Origin of the sequence: Chitinophaga sp. 30R24 (genome assembly GCF_049056765.1) — a bacterium.
In the GTDB taxonomy this organism is placed as follows: Bacteria; Bacteroidota; Bacteroidia; order Chitinophagales; family Chitinophagaceae; genus Chitinophaga.
Genome location: NZ_JBJGXX010000002.1, coordinates 437,645 through 457,658, shown reverse-complemented (window position 1 = coordinate 457,658; position 20,014 = coordinate 437,645). Strand labels below are relative to the sequence as shown.

Genomic DNA, 20,014 nt, shown 5'->3' with positions numbered 1-20,014 from the left:
TCTATTTTCCTTCTAATTTCAACAGGAAAGCATACTCCAACGCCACTTCCTCCAATACCTTAAACCTGCCGGAAGCACCGCCATGGCCCGCATCCATATCGGTATGCAATAAGAGGAGACGATGATCTGTTTTCATTTCCCTCAACTTGGCCACCCATTTTGCCGGCTCCCAGTATTGTACCTGGGAATCGTGCAGGCCGGTAGTAACCAGGATATTTGGATAAGCCTTATTCACTACATTATCGTAGGGGGAATAAGATTTCATGTATTCGTAAGCGCCTTTATCTGTGGGATTGCCCCATTCGTCGAACTCCCCGGTAGTTAATGGAATGCTTTCATCCAACATTGTAGTGACCACATCTACAAAAGGCACCTGGGCCACTATGCCATTAAACAGCTCCGGTTGCATATTCACCACAGCACCCATCAGCAAGCCGCCAGCGCTGCCTCCCATAGCGTATAAATGAGCCGTATCTGTATAACGCTGCTGTATCAAATACTGCGCACAAGTAATAAAGTCGGTGAAAGTATTCTTCTTCTTGAACATCTTACCATCTTCATACCACTGGCGCCCCATTTCCTGGCCACCACGCACATGGGCAACTGCATAAGCAAAACCGCGGTCCAGTAAACTGATCAAGTCGGAATCGAATTCTGTATCCATGCTGTTACCATAAGCACCATAACCGTACAACAACAACGGGCTTTTCCCATTTTTCTCAAAACCTTTCTTATAAACAATAGAAACGGGTACTTGAGCGCCGTCTGCAGCAGTAACCATCAACCGCTCAGCAGCATAGTGTTGCGGATCATAGCCGCCCAATACTTCCTGCTGGCGCTTCAATTCACTCTTTTCTGTTTCCATATTGTAATCGTACACCGTATTCGGCGTTACCAGGGAAGTATAGTTATACCTTAACACTTTGCTATCCATTTCCGGATTATTACCTACCGAAGCGGTATAAGCCGGTTCTGAAAAATGGAGGTATTTCTCCGAATGGGTTTTATCATTGATCACGCGGATAGTAGTGAGCCCGTTTTTACGTTCTTCCAGCACCGTGTAATCCTTGAACAGCTCCAATCCTTCTAATAAAACATCCGGGCGGTTGGGAACAAGTTCTTTCCAATTTTGCCTGGAAGTTTTATCCAATGCAGATTCCATCAGGCGGAAATTGAGTGCATCCCAGTTGGTCACGATATAGAATTTATCTTCCCGGTGATCAATAGTATACAGCATCTCTTTTTCACGTGGTTGAAAAACGCGGAAAGTCTCATTGGGTTTATTGGCATCAAGGATACGGCTTTCAGATGATAAGGTACTTTCACTGTTGATAACGATGTATTTTCCCGACTTGGTTTTATCCACACTTACATCAAAGGTTTCATCTCCTTCGTGGTATATCTCCCGGTCGGTGGCTTCGCCCAGCACATGCCGCATCACACGGTCGGCCCGCAAGGTAACTGTATCTTTACGGGTATAAAAAAGCGTTTTGTTATCATTAGCCCAAACACCATGTGCCGTGGTTTCCGGGATCGCATCTTTCAACGTTTCGTTGGTTTCCAGATTTTTGATGTGAATAGTATAACGCCTACGGCTAACCGTATCTATACCATAAGCCAGCAACCGGGTGTCTGGGCTTACGCTAAGGCCGGCTACGTGGCAATAGGCATGTCCTTTTGCCAATTCGTTTACATTCAAAATCACCTGTTCTTCACTCTCCAGACTGCCCTTCTTACGGCAATAAACAGGGTATTCTTTTCCTTCTTCGTAACGAACGTAATAGTAGTAGCCATTCTTCAGATAAGGGACGCTCATATCCGTTTCTTTGATACGCGACCGCATTTCTTCGTATAAGCTTTCCCGTAGTTTCTTCTCGGGAGCCATCATGGTATCGAGATAAGCATTCTCTGCATGAAGCCAGTCCAGTACTTTCGGGTTTTCCCGGTCGTTCATCCAATAATAATTATCAATACGGGTATCTCCGTGGATACGCAGTTGTTTAGGTATTTTTTCCGCTACAAGGGGTTTAATTTCATGCTGATCCTTCATGGTATTCTTCTTTTGATTACAAGACAAAAACACTACTCCCAAAAGCAACAAATAATTACCGGGGAAGTTCTTAAACATAGGAGATAGTTTTAAATAGATGGCCAACAAATATAACCTTACATTATTTTCATTTTTACAGGGTCCCAGCTCACCAACTTCTTAGTGAAATAGCTTTCATTGGTAAGCAGCGCCGGACCTGCAGCACGTAATCCGAACACGGCATCTTCTACTACGGGCTTGCCTGTACGCATTGAGGTAAAAAAATTGGTGAAATGATCCAGGCGATCATCGTAACCATTGGGGGCAGCATAAGCGGTAGCAGTTTCCACTGGCTTTCTACTGGCGGCCGGCCAGGCTGCATTGTAATTTTTCACAAACAGGTCTTGCTGTGCTTTGGGGAAAGTATGGAAGGTATCCCAGCCACCATAGCCCGGTGCTTCCGGCAGTTTATGCTTTTTTATTTTAAAATCGTTCCAGCCCAGTTCCAAAACGCCCTCTGTACCTATCAGGCGGGTATACTGCCCTCCTCCGCTGCCGTCTGCAAAATTTACCCGCAAAGTCGTTTGAAAGGCAGGATGTTCTTTGGTGGCCGGATAATTGAAGATAGCCACCACTGTATCTGGCACATCCCGGCCATCTTTCCATTGCACTAGGTTACCGCTGGCATAAATGGATTCCGGCCCTAAAGACCCCGTAATAAAGTGCAAACCAGAGATAAGATGTACAAACAGATCGCCGGGGATGCCAGTACCATAAGCGCGGTAATTGCGCCAACGGAAAAAGCGCACGGGGTCGAAAGGCAGCCTGGCAGTATCTTTCAAAAAGGTATCAAAATCCACTGTAACAGGGGAAGCATCCGGCGGTATGGAATATTGCCAGGCGCCAAGGGCGCTATGGCGGTCCATCCTGGCCTCCACCGCATTCAACTGGCCAATATCTCCAGCCTGGTAACGTTTACGCGCTTCTATTAACGCGATACTGCTCACCCGCTGGCTGCCCACCTGAAAAACAGCTTTGGTACGCTGCTGCGCTGCAATTACCTGATGCCCTTCTTCTATCTGCTGTACCATCGGTTTTTCACAGTATACCGCCTTACCCGCTTCCATAGCGGCAATAGCAATGGTGTCGTGCCAATGGTCTGGGGTAGCGATGATAACAGCATCTATATCTTTACGGGTCAATAACTCCCGGTAATCACGCGTAGTAAACACCTGTGGACCAAATACTTCCTTCACGCGGGTAAGATGGCCGGTATACAGGTCTGCCGCCCCTACCAGGTCAACGCCTGGCACTTTCAAAGCGGTTTGCACGTCGCCAAAGCCCATAATCCCCATGCCTATGCAGGCAATGCGGATCTTATCATTGGCGGCTATACTTTTTCCGGGTTCCAATAACTGTACCGGCGTTCTTTCCCTTCCTATGGCAGCCAACTGCCCCACTCCCAACAATGCCGCCGTACTGCCTATATGCTTGATAAACTTCCTGCGAGATTGATCTGACATTGTTTTTAATTTAATCAGTGACGTGGAAAAAACACATAATAATAAAAAAAATTATACATTAAACTTGTAAATTATTAATGACTAAAGCATAAAAGCCCACATTCACCAATGCCATTAGCAGGACATAAAAAAGCGAAGACCAAAGTGGCGGGGAGCCACGATGATCTTCGCTATACGTTGATACATATTATACGCAGGGTTTATTCCCTGAAAAAAATTGCTTATCTGTCGGAACCGAAACCTGCTGCAATAAATTCCCTGTTAAGACGGGCGATATTGGTGAGCGAGATTTCTTTCGGGCATTCTGCTTCACAAGCGCCGGTGTTGGTACAGCTACCAAAACCTTCCTTATCCATTTGCGCTACCATGTTAAGCGCACGGGTAGTTCTTTCCGGATGGCCTTGTGGCAACAACGACAGTTGGGATACTTTAGCAGATACAAACAGCATGGCAGATGAATTCTTACAAGCCGCTACACAGGCGCCGCAACCGATACAGGCAGCTGCTGCAAACGCCAGGTCTGCTTTATGTTTATCTACCGGGATATTATTGGCATCCTGGGCATTACCAGTGTCTACAGAAATAAAACCACCAGCTTCTATAATACGGTCAAAAGCAGATCTGTCTACAGTCAGGTCTTTTACCACAGGGAAAGCGCCTGCTCTCCATGGTTCTACCGTAACGGTATCGCCGTCTTTAAAAGCGCGCATGTGCAGCTGGCAGGTAGTAGTACCATCCCATGGACCGTGAGCGCGGCCATTAATATGCATAGAGCACATACCACAGATACCTTCGCGGCAGTCGTGGTCAAATGCAACCGGTTCTTTTCCTTCATTGATCAGTTCTTCATTCACCACGTCGAACATTTCCAGGAAAGACATTTCTGAAGAAATATTTTTAGCCTGTAAAGTTTCAAACCTACCCTGATCGTTTTTGTCTTTTTGCCTCCACACTTTTAATGTGAGGTTCATGTTATAATGTTCCATATACCTTGGACAATTATTTAATTTATAATTCTGGCCAACCGTTGCAGGTTAACCAATCACCATTATTTATAGCTACGTTGTGATGGTATTACTTCTTCAAAGTGCAGCGGCTCTTTGTGCAGTTCGTACTGGTCGTTGCCTTTGTACTCCCAGGCAGCCACATAGCTGAAATGCTCATCATCGCGTTGTGCTTCTCCATCCGGTGTTTGTGATTCTTCACGGAAGTGGCCACCACAGGATTCGCGGCGGTTGAGCGCATCCATACACATCAATTCACCCAGTTCCAGGAAATCGGCCACGCGGCCAGCTTTTTCCAGTTCGGGGTTAAATTCGTTAGCGATACCAGGAACACGCACATCTCTCCAAAACTCTGCACGCAGTGCTTTGATCTCCTCGATAGCCTCTTTCAATCCTTGTTCGTTACGGGCCATACCACATTTATCCCACATGATCTTACCCAGTTTCTTGTGGAAATGGTCTACAGATTTGGAACCTTTGATATTGAGGAATTGATTGATACGATCTCTTACCTTATTCTCTGCTTCCACAAAAGCGTCATGGTCAGTAGGAATGGCTTTTACGCGGATTTCATCTGCCAGGTAGTTACCGATGGTGTAAGGAATAACAAAGTAACCATCTGCAAGGCCCTGCATCAGTGCGGAGGCACCGAGGCGGTTAGCGCCGTGGTCGGAGAAGTTCGCTTCACCAAGGGAGTACAAACCTGGAACAGTGGTTTGCAGTTCATAGTCAACCCAGAGGCCACCCATGGTATAGTGTACTGCCGGATAGATACGCATCGGTGTTTCGTAAGGATTTTCACCAGTGATTTTAGCGTACATATCGAAGAGGTTACCATATTTTTCGGCTACCACTTCTTTACCCAGCTTAATGATTTGTTCTTTAGAAGCATTATGCATCTGGCGTTTACCAGCTTCAATCTTTCCATAACGTTCGATAGCAGCTGCGAAATCGAGGTATACCGCCTGTTTGGAAGTACCTACGCCATAACCGGCATCACATCTTTCTTTTGCCGCACGGGAAGCCACATCACGGGGAACGAGGTTACCGAAGGCAGGATATCTTCTTTCCAGGTAATAATCCCTTTCTTCTTCAGGGATATCGCTGGCTTTACGGGTATCATTTTTCTGTTTAGGCACCCAGATACGGCCATCATTACGGAGCGACTCCGACATGAGGGTCAGTTTCGACTGGTGATCGCCGGAAACAGGGATACAGGTAGGGTGAATCTGTGTGAAACAAGGGTTAGCAAAGTAAGCGCCGTTTTTGGTAGCTTTCCAGGCGGCAGTTACGTTAGAACCCATTGCGTTGGTAGACAGATAGAAAACGTTACCGTATCCACCGCTGCAGATCAATACTGCATGGCCGAAATGACGTTCCAGTTCACCGGTAATGAGGTTACGGGCAATGATACCACGGGCCTTACCATCAATTTTCACAATGTCTAACATTTCATGGCGGCTGTACATGGTAACGTTACCCAATGCCACCTGGCGTTCCAGGGCAGAGTAAGCACCTAGCAGCAATTGTTGGCCGGTTTGACCAGCGGCGTAGAAAGTACGCTGTACTTGTGTACCACCGAAAGAACGGTTACTTAACAGTCCACCATATTCACGTGCAAAAGGAACACCTTGTGCTACGCATTGATCTATAATGTTACCGCTTACTTCTGCCAAACGGTGTACATTGGCTTCACGTGCGCGGTAATCGCCACCTTTTACAGTATCGTAGAACAAACGGTAAACGGAGTCACCATCGTTCTGATAATTTTTTGCCGCGTTGATACCGCCTTGTGCAGCAATACTATGCGCACGGCGCGGACTATCCTGAAAGCAGAATGCTTTTACTTTATATCCCAATTCACCTAACGAAGCTGCAGCAGAGGCACCAGCCAAACCAGTTCCAATGATGATTACTTCCAGGTTGCGTTTATTGGCTGGGTTTACCAGTTTACAATGTCCTTTATAGTCTTCCCACTTCGTATTCAATGGGCCCTTAGGAATTTTTGCATCCAACATATATCCTTACTTTACAGAATTATTTGAAATAAATTACAACAGGAATGATAGCAAATCCGATAGGAATGGCTACTCCAAAAACCCAGATACCGATGAAGCTCAGTAAACCGTTGTACTTTTTATGATTTAAACCGAAGGTCTGACAGGCGCTCTTAAAACCGTGAATCAGGTGAAAAGATAATGCGATCATTGCAATCACGTATATCACCACGAAAAGCCCATGTTTAAATACATCATAAGATAACCAGTAGAGGTCTTTCAAAGGCTCTGCAACACCTTCATAGGTTTTAGTGCTAATCTGACCGTAGTGGAATTGTCCCCAGAATTGAACGAGGTGGATAACGATAAAGATGAAAAGAATACTTCCCATAATGGCCATCTGGCGGCTGAACCAGGAAGAGGTTTGGTTACCCGGATTAACGGCATATTTCACCGGCCGGGCCGCCCTGTTGCTAAATGTGAGCTGTATCGCAACGTATGCGTGCAGCAGAATCACAATTTTCAGCCCCCAGGCAATAAACTGAATCAGGCTGTTGTGCCCCATGAATGCTGCGTAAGTGTTGAAGGCCTTGCCATCATCATCTTTCAGCAGCTGTAAGTTACCCGCCAGGTGTACCAGCACAAAGCTGCAAAGAAAAAAGCCGGTAGCACCTACCAATAACTTCTTACCGATAGAGGTATTAAAGAACTGTGACCACTTCATAAGTAAAAATCTAAGCTTCCTAGTATAAAAAGATGTTTGAAATGTCGGGCAAATTTAAAGCAGGAAAAGTAAAAACCAAATGATATTTATCAGGTTTCTATATACATAAACAGAAAAGCAAACTCATTAACAGTTGATAATCAATAAATCACGCATAATATCTTTCATTTTGCAATGAAAATTAATATTATTCCAGGCGTTTTAGCATGATATTATCCACCATATTATACAAATGCATAGGTTGATATGTTCGCCATTTATCGTCTTCCAGCAAGTGTACGTAATAGTGTAAACGCATTTTTTCAAACTCATCTTTTGTTTGCACCGGCATATTCAAACTCACGATCCAGCCGCCTTCATCGCGGATATCATCCCACCATTCTTCATAATAACAATCATCAGAGGAATGGAAGTTCATCACATTTTCGGTGATAAGGATAAACTTTGTGATGCCTTGTGCGATCAAAGTATCAATAACGTTACGTTTCATGGTCATAATATCATTATCGATCGCGTCGTTCCATTCGCCTAATAATTCTATGATGGTAAAATTGAACTGGTAATCTGTATAGAGTATTTTCATATACAGGTTGCGCGAGCCAAATTCGTCCCATTGTGGATGTATGTAGTAGTTATATACTGCATTGGAATATTCGAACTCACTATACTCTCTTCCATAGAAAGGAGAGTATTCATCTTCTTCGGCGGTATACAGGTGCCGCCAGTTGTAATATGGCTCTATGTTATGCATAACCCGGGTTAAAGTGCAAAGGTCTGGTTAAATCATTTTTTCACAAAATCATCCACTGCTTTTTTAACACTGCCCGCCTGCAACAGCAGGCGCTGTGCCTGATCATAATCGGTGAGCGACAGTTGTTCCATCAGCATTTTCACGCCTCTATCCACTAATTTTTCATTGCTGAGCTGCATGTTTACCATTTTGTTATCTTCTACCCTACCCAGCTGGATCATTACGGAAGTGGAAATCATATTCAGCACCAGTTTTTGTGCAGTACCGCTTTTCAGTCGCGTGCTACCAGTCACAAATTCTGGTCCTACCACTACCTCCACCGGAAAATCAGCAGCGGCGGAAACGGGCGTATCAGGATTACAGCTGATGCTGCCGGTAATAATGCCATGCTCACGGCAGGCGTTTAACGCGCCTATTACATAAGGGGTGGTACCGCTGGCAGCGATACCTACTACTACGTCTTTATCGGTAATATTATACGCCTGCAGGTCTTTCCATCCCTGTTGGCGGTCATCTTCTGCAAATTCTACCGCTTTACGGATAGCGTTGTCTCCACCAGCGATCAGTCCTACTACCCATCCTTGTGGCACCCCAAAAGTAGGTGGGCATTCGGAGGCGTCTACCACTCCTAAACGGCCGCTGGTACCCGCACCCATATAAAACAAACGGCCGCCGGCCAACATTTTATCCGTAATAGCTGTCACCAGCTTTTCTATCTGAGGGATTGCCTTTTCTACGGCCAACGGAACAGTTTTATCTTCCTGGTTCATGTTTTCCAACAACTCATGTACACTCATCTTTTCGAGATGATGGTAAGGAGAAGCCTGTTCCGTTACTTTTACAAATGACATATTTAATGAATATAATATATTAATTAACAATGGTATTCCAACAATCCTTCCATGGGCGTACGCAATATTTTGCCTAAAGGCAACTCGTACAACTCACACAGCTCCTGGAGCACATCTCGGAAATGCCAGGCGATGCCGCCGGTAAAATGCAGGGCGGTTGTCCAGCTTTCGCGGTATTTATAAATATGGTTAAAGAAGAAATCATTTAGTCCGTCTTCCAGAATATTTTCGATCAGGAAATGTTTTCTGTTTTCCGACAGGAACTCCGTAAAGCTGGCCAGATAGCGGTTGGCTAAAGGTTTCCGGTACACATTCTCGAGTATTTCATCTTTACTCGTCTGATACTTATATTCAAAACGGGCGTGGAGGTCGGCATCGAAACTATTATATAGATAGTACTGCAACACCTTCTTGCCCAGGTAAGCGCCGCTGCCTTCATCGCCCAGTATATACCCCAGGCCGGGATTATTCTTTACAATATCTTCTCCATTATAATAACCTGAATTAGAGCCAGTACCCAGGATACTTACCACGCCGGCAGTGCGACCACAGAGTGAACGGGCAGCACCCATCAGATCGTGCTGCACTTCGAGATGAGTGGTTGGCCATACCGCCCGGACAGCGTCGGATACCAACTGGATATTTTTAGGCTGAGACAAGCCGGTACCATAAAAATAGATATCGGTAACTGGGGCATCAGCGGGTAACTGCGGCAACAGTTCACCGGAAAAAATGGCTTTTATTTGCTCGAGCGATTGAAAATACGGGCTTATCCCCTGCGTTTTCAGTACTACCGGCCCGCCTGCTCCCAGCAAGCCCCATTCTGTTTTAGTAGATCCACTATCCGCGATCAGCTTTATTCCTGCGCACATATCCGCTAATATTATGAAATTAAAGAATCCTACAAGTTTGCACCTGATTTATGCTATTTTTGTCACAATTTAAACAAAAGGGAGTCATATAAGCAAGTAGCGTCCTTTACGTTTAAATGATGATGATACATGTATATACAGCCCAGCTTTCGCCAGGCGCTTCTATTACATGAATTAAAAAGATTGGTCATATAAAATTAGCGGGATAATAATCAGATTATGTCTAACAGAAAGCTGAATGTTTTTTTACCTCTCCTCTTTGCAGTTGTGCTGGCGCTGGGCATGTTCCTCGGGCATAAAATGCCGGGGTCTAACAATGGCACCACCATTTTTTTTGCCAAACCCAACAGAGGACCGGTACAGGAAGTAATGGACCTTATTAAAACGAAATATGTAGATACCCTTGATACTGACTCTTTACAGCAAGAGGCTATAGAAGGCCTGCTGGCCCATCTTGACCCACACTCCATTTACATTGCCCCTGCCCAGCTAGAAGGGATCAATGAAGACATGGAAGGTAACTTTGAAGGCATTGGCATAGAATTTAACATTACCGCCGATACTGTGAATGTGGTAAGCGTGCTGAGTGGCGGCCCTTCCGAAGCGGCTGGCCTTCAAACCGGAGATAAGATCCTGAAGGTAAACGATAGCCTGGTAGCAGGCAACAGCATTACCCCGGAAGGAATACGCCGCATCCTGCGCGGTCCGGCCGGCTCTATCGTAAATACAGTTATACTACGTCAGCAGGAAGAACTGCAAGTGCCCATTAAAAGAGGCGTTATCCCTTTATATAGCATAGATGCCAGCTATATGGTGGCGCCAGAGGTAGGATATCTTAAAATCAGCAAGTTCTCCGCCACTACCTACGATGAATTTATGCAGGCCATGCGGGAACTGGAAAAACAAGGCATGACCAAACTGATCATCGATCTACGGCAAAACCCCGGCGGCTACCTCGACGCAGCCGTACGCATTGCCGATGAACTACTGGGAGAAAATAAACTGATCGTATATACGCAGGGTAAAAACTTCCCCCGCACAGAATATAAAACAAAACGCCCCGGCCTGTTCGAGCAGGGACCATTGGCCGTACTCACCGACGAAGGCTCTGCCTCCGCCAGTGAAATCCTTTCCGGCGCCATACAAGACTGGGACCGCGGTACTATCATTGGCCGCCGTACCTTCGGTAAAGGACTGGTACAGGAACAATACGACCTGAATAACGGCGGCGCACTGCGGCTCACCGTAGCACGCTACTATATCCCTTCCGGACGCAGCATCCAAAAGCCTTATGGCAAAGACCACGAAGACTACGATGCCGATATCATAGAACGTTACCAGCGTGGAGAAATGGTCAACAAAGACAGCATCAAGATCTACGACACTGTTCCTTATAAAACAGCCAAGGGACGCCGGGTATACGGTGGTGGCGGTATCACCCCTGATGCCTTTATCCCCTTCGACACGACCCGCTTTTCACCTATTCTCGGGGCACTTTACAACCGTAATACTTTCAGCAACTTTGCCTACCAGTATTATACCAGCCATAAAGCAGTATTTGCTCCTTATGAAGATGCAGCCGTATTCGTTAGAGACTTCCAGCTCAATAACGCGATAGTCAACGATTTTAAGGCCTATGCCAAAACAGACAGCATCACAGGCCTGGATCACCTGAGCCCCCGCGAAGAAAAAGAAATCCGGATACGCCTCAAAGCTATGCTGGCCCGTCAGCTGTACAGAACAGAAGGTTTCTATGAAACACTGAACGCAGACGATCCAATGATTAAGAAAGCATTGGAAGTATTGAAATGATGATATATTGTTGTGAGAGATACATTATATGTAAAACGCAGCAGGTAATCCTGCTGCGTTTTACATATATCTCCTGCTTATTTAACTATTCAAACCGGCTAAAACTCGCCACCCAAATATTTTCATCTTCTGAAAATTGAACTGTTCCAATCGCAGATAATTCTTCTTCATCATTTAATAATAGCTCAAGTCCTGTTTTAAGGGCAATATTTAAACGTGCTAAATCATTTAAAGTTCCTATGCAGTTCAATCGAACCCTCCCTTGGCGGTCGCAATTATTAAAATCAACAACAACTTTTTGTATCATATTAAAATAACTGTTGCCACCTCTATTGAGATGGTTAAAAAATCGAATGAACTATAGGCGTGACCATAGATTATCTGATTGGCGGTTCTATCGGCATGGCGCTGAATAAAAACTTCTTAAAAGAATGGGAGAGATTGAAGCCCTGCCTGAAGAGGAGAAAAAAATTTTATTCTTCATCGATATCGCTGCTACTTGTAAAACTCAAAAAGCATGACACTATCTCATAAACTGTGTAAATCATAAAAATCGGGGTTTCGCTCCGATTTTTTAATTTTAAAGCATATACAGTTTTATGAAGACAGAAGATTTTTTATCAGACGATTTCCTTGCCCAGATTCAGAAGCGGGACATTGAAAAGATGTTAGAAGGAGAGCTGGATAGCCATTGGGGTATGATAAGCATGAACACAATGAAAGTGCTAATAGCCGTAATGGTTATAGAAAGAAGAAGCTCAAGACCAGTTACGGCGAGTCTGAGATTAAGGTTCCCAAAGATCGTGATGCCAGTTTTAACCCCCATGATCGTACCCAAACGCGAAGGGATGGCTCAAGGCCAGGAAGAGGTAATCGTGTCCTTTTATGCCAAAGGAATGAGTGTAGCAGATATCGAAGAGCAAATAAGAGAAATGTATAAGTTTGACGTTTCCTCTGCCACGATTAGCCGGATAACCAGCCGGGTGGCAGAAGATATTGTCGCCTGGCAAAACCGGCCATTGGAACCAGTTTATCTTATAGTTTGGATGGATGGCATTGTATTCAAAGTACGTGAGAACAGTAAAGTAATTAACAAAACTGTCTATATCGCTGTGGGCATGAAGCGGGGATGTTTATGCTGCTCCAACCAGACAAGCTGCCATGGCCGCTCTGGACGCTCTGGACACTAAGTGGAGTGCCAAGTACGCATAATGCCATCAAAAGCTGGCGCGAAAACTGGGAGGAACTCACTGTCTTTTTGGGCTTCCCGCTGGAGATCAGGCAGATCATCTACACAACAAACCTCATCGAAAACCTGAACGGCAAAATTAGAAAGTATACCAAAAACAAGCTATCCTTCCCAACAGATGATGCTGTGCTGAAATCTGTGTACCTGGCTTTACGCGAAGTATCAAAAAAAATGGACCATGCCCATTAGAAACTGGGGCATGATCCTTAATCATTTTTTTAACTATTTTTGATAATAGAGTGAGAATATAATTATCAATTTGACTCCCGATTTTTAAGTTTACACACTTAGTGAAATAGTCCCTTAAAATCTGTAAACTTATTTTAGAACGAGACACATCGGTGATAATACCTTCATCACTTTCTGTACGGATGTCCAGCCTGGGAAGCAATAGTCTGCCGCTCTGACGCAGGTAATCGCTGAACTTCTGTAATGCCTGTAAATGCTTATTTAGATAGCTATTGCTTAACCCGCCACCACGGCGCTGATTAGACCTGCCTTTTAACTTATAATAATGATCTTTGAACAGATGTATATCTAACTGATGTAAGCCTGCATAGCCTTTACCTTCTGCATAGTAAAGCAGTTCCTGTATGTGGTTAGGTAGCTGATAAACTGTTTGTTCATTATAACCCAACGCACTTAGCCACTCCCCGTAACTTTGGACAATATAACGGTAGGCCTCACTTTTTAAGTCAAGCTGTTTCACGATACAATAAGTTTTTGTGTGCGGTGTGTATTCTCCGTATAACCTAAGCCGTTACACTAACTGCTTCTTTTCTTTCGTTTATCCGGCTCACTTATCTGATGGACCACTGTTGAACTTTTGAGCCCTTCCGTTACTTCATCTAATACGGTAATGATACGTTGCTGTAATTGCTGGTATTCTTCATAACTCAACACTTCATAATAATAAGCCTTTGTGTAGCGGCTTTCCACCTGACGGATATACCCAACTTGCAGCAGTGCTGCATGGTGACGCTTGACAGTACTTAGTGGGATACGCATCATAGTACGGATGCCACTATTGGTAAAAGCCTTTTCACCACTGGATTCCAGGCATGCCTTGAGCTGTTCAAAATAATGACGGGTAGCACCACTCAGCTCATCACTCTTACGTAGCAATATACCTTTCATCAGCTCATTGGCATCTCTTATATCGTCTATGGTAGTTGTAATATAGTATTCACATGTAGTTTCATCTGCCTGTATATCGCGCTGGTACTGCTTATAAAAGGTAATCACTTCTATAAAGGCCAGATAATGAGCATTGGTACGACGCTGTTTAAAAACCTCCTTCGGTATCTTTAGCAACTCTGCATAAGGATTGCGGACGGTAACAGGTTTTAATATACGCTGTACGTTCTGTAACAGGTAGCGGGCCTGTTGTTCGGCTGCGCTGTTTACCTTACCCGCGCTTAGTTTCCGCTGATAGTCCATGATCCTTTCATCCTGTTCAATGCTTTCATCAAGATATAAAAGGAAGCAGCGATTGGCATTATCTTCGTACAGGCTTTCATGTGTGGTACAACCAGCAATACTAACAGGGCCATGTACCTTCAGATGGATGGTTTTAGTATTGCCGTTACGGTCTTTAATGGTAACAGTTTTACTGATACGCTGCTTACTTTGCAGTTCCCGTAAGGGATACAGGGCAGACCATATACCGTCCAGGTCTTCTATCAGTATCAGCTTATGATCCAGCTCCCCTTTATCAAAATAATAAAAAGCATTCTCTGTTAAAGCAGTGATTTCGATCTTGTCTTCATCGGGCATCAGGTCGCCGATCTTTTCCTGCAGATGACTTTTACCGGTACCACTACTACCAAAGCTGATCACATGCAGCGGACGGCTAGTTTTACGACTGGTAAAGATCAGGTACATAATTAACCGGCTCAGTTCTTCACCTACCATACCGCTTTTACTGATAATTTCGTTTGTGCGTTCCAGTAAATCCGGCTGTTGTAAAAACGCCATAGCCTGGGCCTGTTCTGCTTCTGTTAGCACTTTCAGCTGCTTTACCCGTTCCTGCTTCCGGGCTTCGATCTGTTGTAAACGATAACCCTCCAACTGATCGGTGATTTCCCCCAGCGCCTGTACTACAGGACTGCTACCGATTTCCAGCCGGTCAGCTATCAGCCTGGTGGGGCGTATGATCGGTACGTCTGGTGATGTGATTGGCAGATATGAACGTGGTGATATAACTCCCTCTATCGAAGTGGTGTCTAAAATTTCTGATGCCCTGGAAGTGTCTATTGATTACCTCATTGGTAAACCAAAAATGGAACTGGATAAGCAAGCACTTAAACGTCTGGAAGATATTTCCATGCTACCGGAAGAAAATAAAAAATTCATCCTCAACCTCATTGATATGGCGCTAAGGGATTTTAAAGTCAAGAAGGCACATAATGCATAAGAAAACCGCTGATTCCCTTAGCGGTTTTCTTATGCATTAATCTTTAATGATGTGGTATAGAAACAACACAATATATACCTAGTAATACATTCGCTAATACCGCAAATTTAACTATCTTAATAAAGATTTTAGCATTTAAGCTATCACTGTTGACCGTGGCATGCCGGTAGAATATAATATAGAACAAAGTATAAATTACATTAAGGCACAATAAGTAAAACACCCCAAACGGTAGCATAAAAAAATTCACAGAAGCACTATTAAAAAACTTCATAAGTGCCATACAAAGTACACCTGTTGTGATAGTGTAAATATTAAATGGTAATCTATGTGATTCCCACCATCTCTTTATATCCTTATTCATATACCTACTCATAATGATAATTAATATTAAAATCTTCGACGCCTAATTTCACCTTTCAGAGGTAGCCCATTGAAAAGACCACCATTTATTTTTGATGTGCCGACGGTATGATGAAAGCCTTTCCTTATAGCTTGCTGATCTGCTTTAGCATCCCTAAATCCTTCATTACCCTCAGAACCAACCTTAGCACTTGAATAACTAAAACCTAACCGTTGCATTGCATTGCCCCACAAAAATTGCCCCGCATCATTTAAGTTATAGGCATTAGCTGGAGCACCGGAGAACAGCATAAAGCCCCCTCGTCCATCATAATCTGACATTTTGCTAGAATTAGGGATTATTCCTTGACTTGGCAGAGTATATAACCAATTAAAATCCATCCTATTCTGACTTTCCTCTGCAGCAAAAACCCATCTTCCTATCAGTCCTTTTCCTTTAATATCGGATTTATCCATTACATAATTAATATTCTCATCTGATACTATTGTCAACCCTTTTTGCCCAACTTCCATTGTGCTTAATTGAGCTGCATCTAATTCAGGGTCATTAAAACCAAAATATGCCAGAGCATCATACCTTGTCTGATCATTCCCGTCTTGATCTTTATATGTTGTATTCGAACCAAATGCTCCCGTCATTCCTGCCTGATCAATATCAAACATTCCTAAGTAGGTCCCTTTGGTATCAAACCTATAAGTAGTATCTCCTAATGGATCATTAAATTTAATCGGATTATTAAGCATGGCGGCATATGGACTAATCATTTCATTTGGTTTGGTATCTAGTCCATGCCATCTCCCAATTTGTGGGTCATAAGTTCTATAAAAGAACTCATACGAATTCAGATCAAAATCACTATTTAGTTCTGCACCATTATACTTAATCCGATTCTCAGGATAAGAAGAACCTTTGAGTGTGCTTGAACTTATCCCACTCATTGTGAGTCCAAACGGATAATAATGTGTCTCTTCTAACAGAGCCCCAGGGCTGGTCACTACCGTCACCTCATCAAAAAACACATCCTGCGCAGTTTCGTTACTAGTATAAACATACAAAAATCCACTCTTATCAGCAACCATTTTATCTTGTGCCAATACCTGCACTGCATCCGGCATGGCCTGCACTTGGCGCGCACCGCTATTGTTGTCCACCATTTTCAACTGATCGTCGAACAATACAAAATTGAGATAAGCTTTCGGCCGGTCTGCTGCAGGATTTTTGCCAGGGTCCTGGTCTTTCAGATGTTGATAATCAGTGTTATAAAATTGTTCGTTTAAGGGAGAAGTATTGCCCCCTGCTTCATTTAGTTTACTGCCTGCATCTGCCTGACTTCCTGAGAAGGCTTTCATTAAGGCTGCAACCATGTCCGCTACAGGAGCCAATTTACTTTTTTGTTGATCCGGTCCATTGGATTTATAAAAAGCCCGGGCGCCAACACTGATAGTATCTCCAGCCATTACCCTCAAAACAATAGACGGACCTATCTTTTTATCGGGATCACTGCCATTGAGCTTGGCCACAAATTCATTCTTTGCTGCAACATGCTGGTCTTTAGGGTAACCAGATGGAATAGCACTACGACTGGCATCCACGTTGCTGAATAAAGCGGTTTCGGTAGCAGCGCTCTCCGTTTCCATGGAGGCCATATAGATAGAGGTCTGACTTTCCTCTGTCAACACCGTACGAATGTTGCCCAAATGATCCTTGATAAAGTAATCATAAACGTAGGCAACAGGCTGGCCCGTTTTGTATACTGCACGTATCCGGCCATCAGCCAACCCTACAAACCTTAACGAGTCCTGTTCGTACACAATGCCATTAATATAATCTGTAGTATTTATTTTAACAATATTACCCGTTTGATCTGTTACTATTTTGCGTAATTTACTACCGGTAGCATCATATACATACTGGATCATTCCCTTATCTGTAATGGTAATCTGCTGTGGTAGATTCAGATGGTTATAAGTAATGTTACTGATCTTTTTATTGGAGTCTATGATCAAATTGCCGTTACTGTCATAATCATAATCAATAGCTTCTCCCTTGACAGCTTCTTTAAAATCACCCAATGAGGAAGAGGCATCATTAAAACCATCTGTAACGGCTTTCAACTTATTGCTGTTAGCGTTGTAGCTGTAAACCAGATCATCTATCTGGCTACTTCCGGCACCTTTTAAACCCCATTGCTGCATCCTCAGGATATTCCCGTTGGCATCATAAGCAAGAGCAGGATTTATACCATCCCCCATCTTTACATTAAAGTTAATACCAGCAGATTGATTCCAACTATCACCAGACAACTGTGTAAAGTCAGCCTTCATTAATCGATTGGCTACATCATAACTGTAACCATAAGCGCGGGCATTGGCATCTGCAAATCCTTTCCATTTGATACCGGCTATATTACCAGTATACTCCTGGCTGTCAAAGCCATAATCGTAGCTCAACTCCTGACCAAAATAGTGTCCCCCATTGGTGGTATTTACATAATTCTTGTTAATGCTTTTTAGCCAACCGCGGATATTATACTCATATTCCAAACTTTCCAGGTCTGCGTTATCCGCCTTTCGTATAGTTTTTGTTTTCAGCTCGCCAAGCGCATCATATTCATTGACTGCTACCTCCCGTTTCAGCGTAGCATCATCGTTCAGTTGCTCGGTTACCTTTACCAATCGGCCTCCGTGATCATAGGTATTTACTACTAATTGTCTGGTTATAGGTGTAACGCCGCTATGAGGATTACTATGGTAATTGTATACGCTCAGCAACTTACCATTAAAATCATACAGGTTGGTAACAATGTCCTGGCCTCCATTGGCATTGTCTGACACCACCTGTTGCACCCGCCCTTTGGTATCATAATACGTAGAAGTAATCAACCATTGATCTGTACCTAATATGCGCACCTTGGTGCCAGTAACCATTCCATTAGTCTGGTTACTGATCGCAATGGGTTCCGGATATGCACTGTCTCCTGTCTGAGGCTTGCTGAAGTAAGCAGCGGAGGCATCTTTCCTTCCCGGATAATTATAATGATCATAATAGGTATAAGTAAGTGGGTCAAGGTCTGCAGGGCTTAACGAAGCAATAGTATTATTAGCATAGATGGTATCTGTACTTAGAATACCATGAGGATCTAAAAAAGCATCCATAGTGTTATTGCCCGTATCAAATGCATCCGTAAATTCTATTTGTGTTCTCGCTTTATAAACAGCCCTGCCATCATAGTACCCCGTGATGAGTATATCCTGTAAGGGTATATCTTTTACTATTGGTTGCTGCGCTGTTGCTGTATTGAATGCTACCTGCAACTGTGCATGGGTTTGTGTTGTGGTATACAGACCTGTCATAACAGGCCTGTTCAGATCATCATACAAAGTAGCCAGCCACCTATTATCCTTACGTAAATTACCATCCTGGCTAAGTACCAACCTGTCGCGCATATCGTATACCATGCGAACCGCTGCAGCTCCCGGAATTTCTTTGACTACCATCCGGTTACGGTGATCATATTCATACCGGAAGCACAACTCTTTCCTCAGCATAGTATCAGTCATATTCCAGCCATTTCCAGCCAATATTTCCACCATTTTAGGAGGAATCACGTAACGAAGGTTACCCAGGTCATCATACACATAATAAGTGCTTAACCAACCCGTATAACTGGCGCCTGGCGCAATACCTAACTGTACTTTCTTAAGGATTATACGATCCAATTTGTCTTTGTACTCCACTACCTGATTGCCAGCTTCATCTATCACTACAGTTTTATATAGTGTACCAGCAGCATATCCTCCCGAACAAAAAGGATGGCTCCCTGCAGCAAAGGCAATGTTCCAGATACGCACATCTTCTGCGATGGTGTTTACCAGATACTGCTGGCTTACTCCCTTGCCACTACCCGTCCAACTGTTACCAGGAGACATTGTTTTCAATACCCGGCTCAGCGGAGACGCCTCAAATACAGTTTCCCCATAATATACCTGTTCTCCGGGAAATTGCGTTTCTATAAAGGCTGCCTGTTCCACAAAAGGATTGGCCTTAAACGAGCCATTACCTGTAGTAGCAACATAGGGTAGATATTTGTACTGCTCACGACCATAAGCATCATATAACACCGGAGATACCAGGTCTTTTCTATCCGGACTGATAGCTTTGGCAACAGTTTGTAAAGGTCTGCCGAATCCATCCACATAGACTGTAGTTTGTTTCATTTCACGGGGTGTACGATTCAGAGCTACTACCAAAGATGAATCCGTATATGGTTTGGCAGGCTCCCACGTTCTGACATAGTTCAGCCTAATACTTGCCGGATAAGCAGCAGGGGCAGCCGGCAATTCCTGAGAAGGCCTTGTCGGCAGGGGAAAAGTTGGTGAAATAATTGGTGTCTGGGCAAACATATTTATTGCCACAAACAAC

Annotated in this window: 16 protein-coding genes; 4 read left to right on the top strand and 12 right to left on the bottom strand. The window is 43.9% G+C overall.

Annotated elements, in window-relative coordinates:
• Nucleotide 1 precedes the first annotated feature (1 nt).
• The 8 genes from ACDQ55_RS08485 to ACDQ55_RS08450 all read right to left on the bottom strand — a co-directional run bounded on the left by ACDQ55_RS08485 (nucleotide 2) and on the right by ACDQ55_RS08450 (nucleotide 9,751).
• Nucleotides 2-2,128: a S9 family peptidase gene (locus ACDQ55_RS08485; RefSeq protein WP_420980938.1), complete on the bottom strand. Its 2,127-nt coding sequence runs from the start codon at nucleotides 2,126-2,128 to the stop codon at nucleotides 2-4.
• Nucleotides 2,129-2,166: 38 nt separating this feature from the next.
• Nucleotides 2,167-3,552 (bottom strand): Gfo/Idh/MocA family protein, encoded by a 1,386-nt coding sequence (locus tag ACDQ55_RS08480; protein ID WP_420980937.1) that lies wholly within the window; start codon nucleotides 3,550-3,552, stop codon nucleotides 2,167-2,169.
• Between the two features lie 221 nt (nucleotides 3,553-3,773).
• Nucleotides 3,774-4,538, bottom strand: coding sequence for a succinate dehydrogenase/fumarate reductase iron-sulfur subunit (locus ACDQ55_RS08475; protein ID WP_420980936.1), 765 nt, complete (start codon nucleotides 4,536-4,538; stop codon nucleotides 3,774-3,776).
• A 62-nt stretch (nucleotides 4,539-4,600) separates the two neighbouring features.
• Complete coding sequence (locus ACDQ55_RS08470) at nucleotides 4,601-6,574, bottom strand: fumarate reductase/succinate dehydrogenase flavoprotein subunit (RefSeq protein ID WP_420980935.1); 1,974 nt, start codon at nucleotides 6,572-6,574, stop codon at nucleotides 4,601-4,603.
• A 19-nt stretch (nucleotides 6,575-6,593) separates the two neighbouring features.
• A complete protein-coding gene (locus tag ACDQ55_RS08465) occupies nucleotides 6,594-7,277 on the bottom strand; it encodes a succinate dehydrogenase cytochrome b subunit (RefSeq protein WP_420980934.1) in 684 nt (227 codons plus the stop codon).
• 187 nt (nucleotides 7,278-7,464) lie between these two features.
• The gene (locus ACDQ55_RS08460; protein WP_420980933.1) at nucleotides 7,465-8,028 is read right to left on the bottom strand and encodes a hypothetical protein; all 564 of its coding nucleotides are present in this window, start codon (nucleotides 8,026-8,028) and stop codon (nucleotides 7,465-7,467) included.
• 32 nt (nucleotides 8,029-8,060) lie between these two features.
• Complete coding sequence (gene murQ / locus ACDQ55_RS08455; RefSeq protein WP_420980932.1) at nucleotides 8,061-8,879, bottom strand: N-acetylmuramic acid 6-phosphate etherase; 819 nt, start codon at nucleotides 8,877-8,879, stop codon at nucleotides 8,061-8,063.
• 23 nt (nucleotides 8,880-8,902) lie between these two features.
• Complete coding sequence (locus ACDQ55_RS08450) at nucleotides 8,903-9,751, bottom strand: BadF/BadG/BcrA/BcrD ATPase family protein (protein ID WP_420980931.1); 849 nt, start codon at nucleotides 9,749-9,751, stop codon at nucleotides 8,903-8,905.
• Nucleotides 9,752-9,970: 219 nt separating this feature from the next.
• On the opposite strand from ACDQ55_RS08450, the gene ACDQ55_RS08445 reads away from it, so the two are divergent.
• Nucleotides 9,971-11,563, top strand: a complete 1,593-nt coding sequence (locus tag ACDQ55_RS08445; protein WP_420980930.1) for a S41 family peptidase — start codon at nucleotides 9,971-9,973, stop codon at nucleotides 11,561-11,563.
• An 85-nt stretch (nucleotides 11,564-11,648) separates the two neighbouring features.
• Here the strand turns inward: ACDQ55_RS08445 and ACDQ55_RS08440 are convergent, their stop codons facing one another.
• Nucleotides 11,649-11,870 (bottom strand): hypothetical protein, encoded by a 222-nt coding sequence (locus tag ACDQ55_RS08440; RefSeq protein ID WP_420980929.1) that lies wholly within the window; start codon nucleotides 11,868-11,870, stop codon nucleotides 11,649-11,651.
• 292 nt (nucleotides 11,871-12,162) lie between these two features.
• Between ACDQ55_RS08440 and ACDQ55_RS08435 the strand changes: the two genes are divergently transcribed.
• The gene (locus tag ACDQ55_RS08435) at nucleotides 12,163-12,753 is read left to right on the top strand and encodes a transposase (RefSeq protein ID WP_420980928.1); all 591 of its coding nucleotides are present in this window, start codon (nucleotides 12,163-12,165) and stop codon (nucleotides 12,751-12,753) included.
• The gene (locus ACDQ55_RS08430; protein ID WP_420980927.1) at nucleotides 12,693-13,001 is read left to right on the top strand and encodes a transposase; all 309 of its coding nucleotides are present in this window, start codon (nucleotides 12,693-12,695) and stop codon (nucleotides 12,999-13,001) included. Before ACDQ55_RS08435 ends, ACDQ55_RS08430 begins: the two co-directional genes overlap by 61 nt.
• Here the strand turns inward: ACDQ55_RS08430 and ACDQ55_RS08425 are convergent.
• Both ACDQ55_RS08425 and ACDQ55_RS08420 read right to left on the bottom strand, forming a co-directional pair.
• Complete coding sequence (locus tag ACDQ55_RS08425) at nucleotides 12,892-13,521, bottom strand: hypothetical protein (RefSeq protein WP_420981296.1); 630 nt, start codon at nucleotides 13,519-13,521, stop codon at nucleotides 12,892-12,894. The two genes, ACDQ55_RS08430 and ACDQ55_RS08425, sit on opposite strands and share 110 nt — an antisense overlap.
• A gap of 56 nt (nucleotides 13,522-13,577) precedes the next feature.
• Nucleotides 13,578-14,882 (bottom strand): hypothetical protein, encoded by a 1,305-nt coding sequence (locus tag ACDQ55_RS08420; RefSeq protein ID WP_420980926.1) that lies wholly within the window; start codon nucleotides 14,880-14,882, stop codon nucleotides 13,578-13,580.
• 7 nt (nucleotides 14,883-14,889) lie between these two features.
• Here ACDQ55_RS08420 and ACDQ55_RS08415 point away from each other — a divergent pair, with 7 nt between their 5' ends.
• Nucleotides 14,890-15,228, top strand: a complete 339-nt coding sequence (locus ACDQ55_RS08415) for a helix-turn-helix domain-containing protein (protein ID WP_420980925.1) — start codon at nucleotides 14,890-14,892, stop codon at nucleotides 15,226-15,228.
• A 390-nt stretch (nucleotides 15,229-15,618) separates the two neighbouring features.
• Here ACDQ55_RS08415 and ACDQ55_RS08410 read toward each other — a convergent pair whose 3' ends face one another.
• Nucleotides 15,619-19,809 carry a DUF6443 domain-containing protein gene (locus ACDQ55_RS08410; RefSeq protein WP_420980924.1) on the bottom strand — a complete coding sequence of 1,397 codons (4,191 nt, stop codon included), beginning with the start codon at nucleotides 19,807-19,809 and terminating at the stop codon, nucleotides 15,619-15,621.
• Nucleotides 19,810-20,014 lie beyond the last annotated feature (205 nt).

What these genes read in the sequence shown, in the direction of transcription:
- ACDQ55_RS08475 (WP_420980936.1), bottom strand. Translation starts at nt 4,538, where the DNA reads ATGGAACATTATAACATGAACCTCACATTAAAAGTGTGGAGGCAAAAA.
- ACDQ55_RS08465 (WP_420980934.1), bottom strand. Translation starts at nt 7,277, where the DNA reads ATGAAGTGGTCACAGTTCTTTAATACCTCTATCGGTAAGAAGTTATTG.
- murQ (WP_420980932.1), bottom strand. Translation starts at nt 8,879, where the DNA reads ATGTCATTTGTAAAAGTAACGGAACAGGCTTCTCCTTACCATCATCTC.
- ACDQ55_RS08470 (WP_420980935.1), bottom strand. Translation starts at nt 6,574, where the DNA reads ATGTTGGATGCAAAAATTCCTAAGGGCCCATTGAATACGAAGTGGGAA.
- ACDQ55_RS08410 (WP_420980924.1), bottom strand. Translation starts at nt 19,809, where the DNA reads ATGAAACAAACTACAGTCTATGTGGATGGATTCGGCAGACCTTTACAA.
- ACDQ55_RS08460 (WP_420980933.1), bottom strand. Translation starts at nt 8,028, where the DNA reads ATGCATAACATAGAGCCATATTACAACTGGCGGCACCTGTATACCGCC.
- ACDQ55_RS08480 (WP_420980937.1), bottom strand. Translation starts at nt 3,552, where the DNA reads ATGTCAGATCAATCTCGCAGGAAGTTTATCAAGCATATAGGCAGTACG.
- ACDQ55_RS08435 (WP_420980928.1), top strand. Translation starts at nt 12,163, where the DNA reads ATGAAGACAGAAGATTTTTTATCAGACGATTTCCTTGCCCAGATTCAG.
- ACDQ55_RS08445 (WP_420980930.1), top strand. Translation starts at nt 9,971, where the DNA reads ATGTCTAACAGAAAGCTGAATGTTTTTTTACCTCTCCTCTTTGCAGTT.
- ACDQ55_RS08440 (WP_420980929.1), bottom strand. Translation starts at nt 11,870, where the DNA reads ATGATACAAAAAGTTGTTGTTGATTTTAATAATTGCGACCGCCAAGGG.
- ACDQ55_RS08430 (WP_420980927.1), top strand. Translation starts at nt 12,693, where the DNA reads ATGTTTATGCTGCTCCAACCAGACAAGCTGCCATGGCCGCTCTGGACG.
- ACDQ55_RS08485 (WP_420980938.1), bottom strand. Translation starts at nt 2,128, where the DNA reads ATGTTTAAGAACTTCCCCGGTAATTATTTGTTGCTTTTGGGAGTAGTG.
- ACDQ55_RS08450 (WP_420980931.1), bottom strand. Translation starts at nt 9,751, where the DNA reads ATGTGCGCAGGAATAAAGCTGATCGCGGATAGTGGATCTACTAAAACA.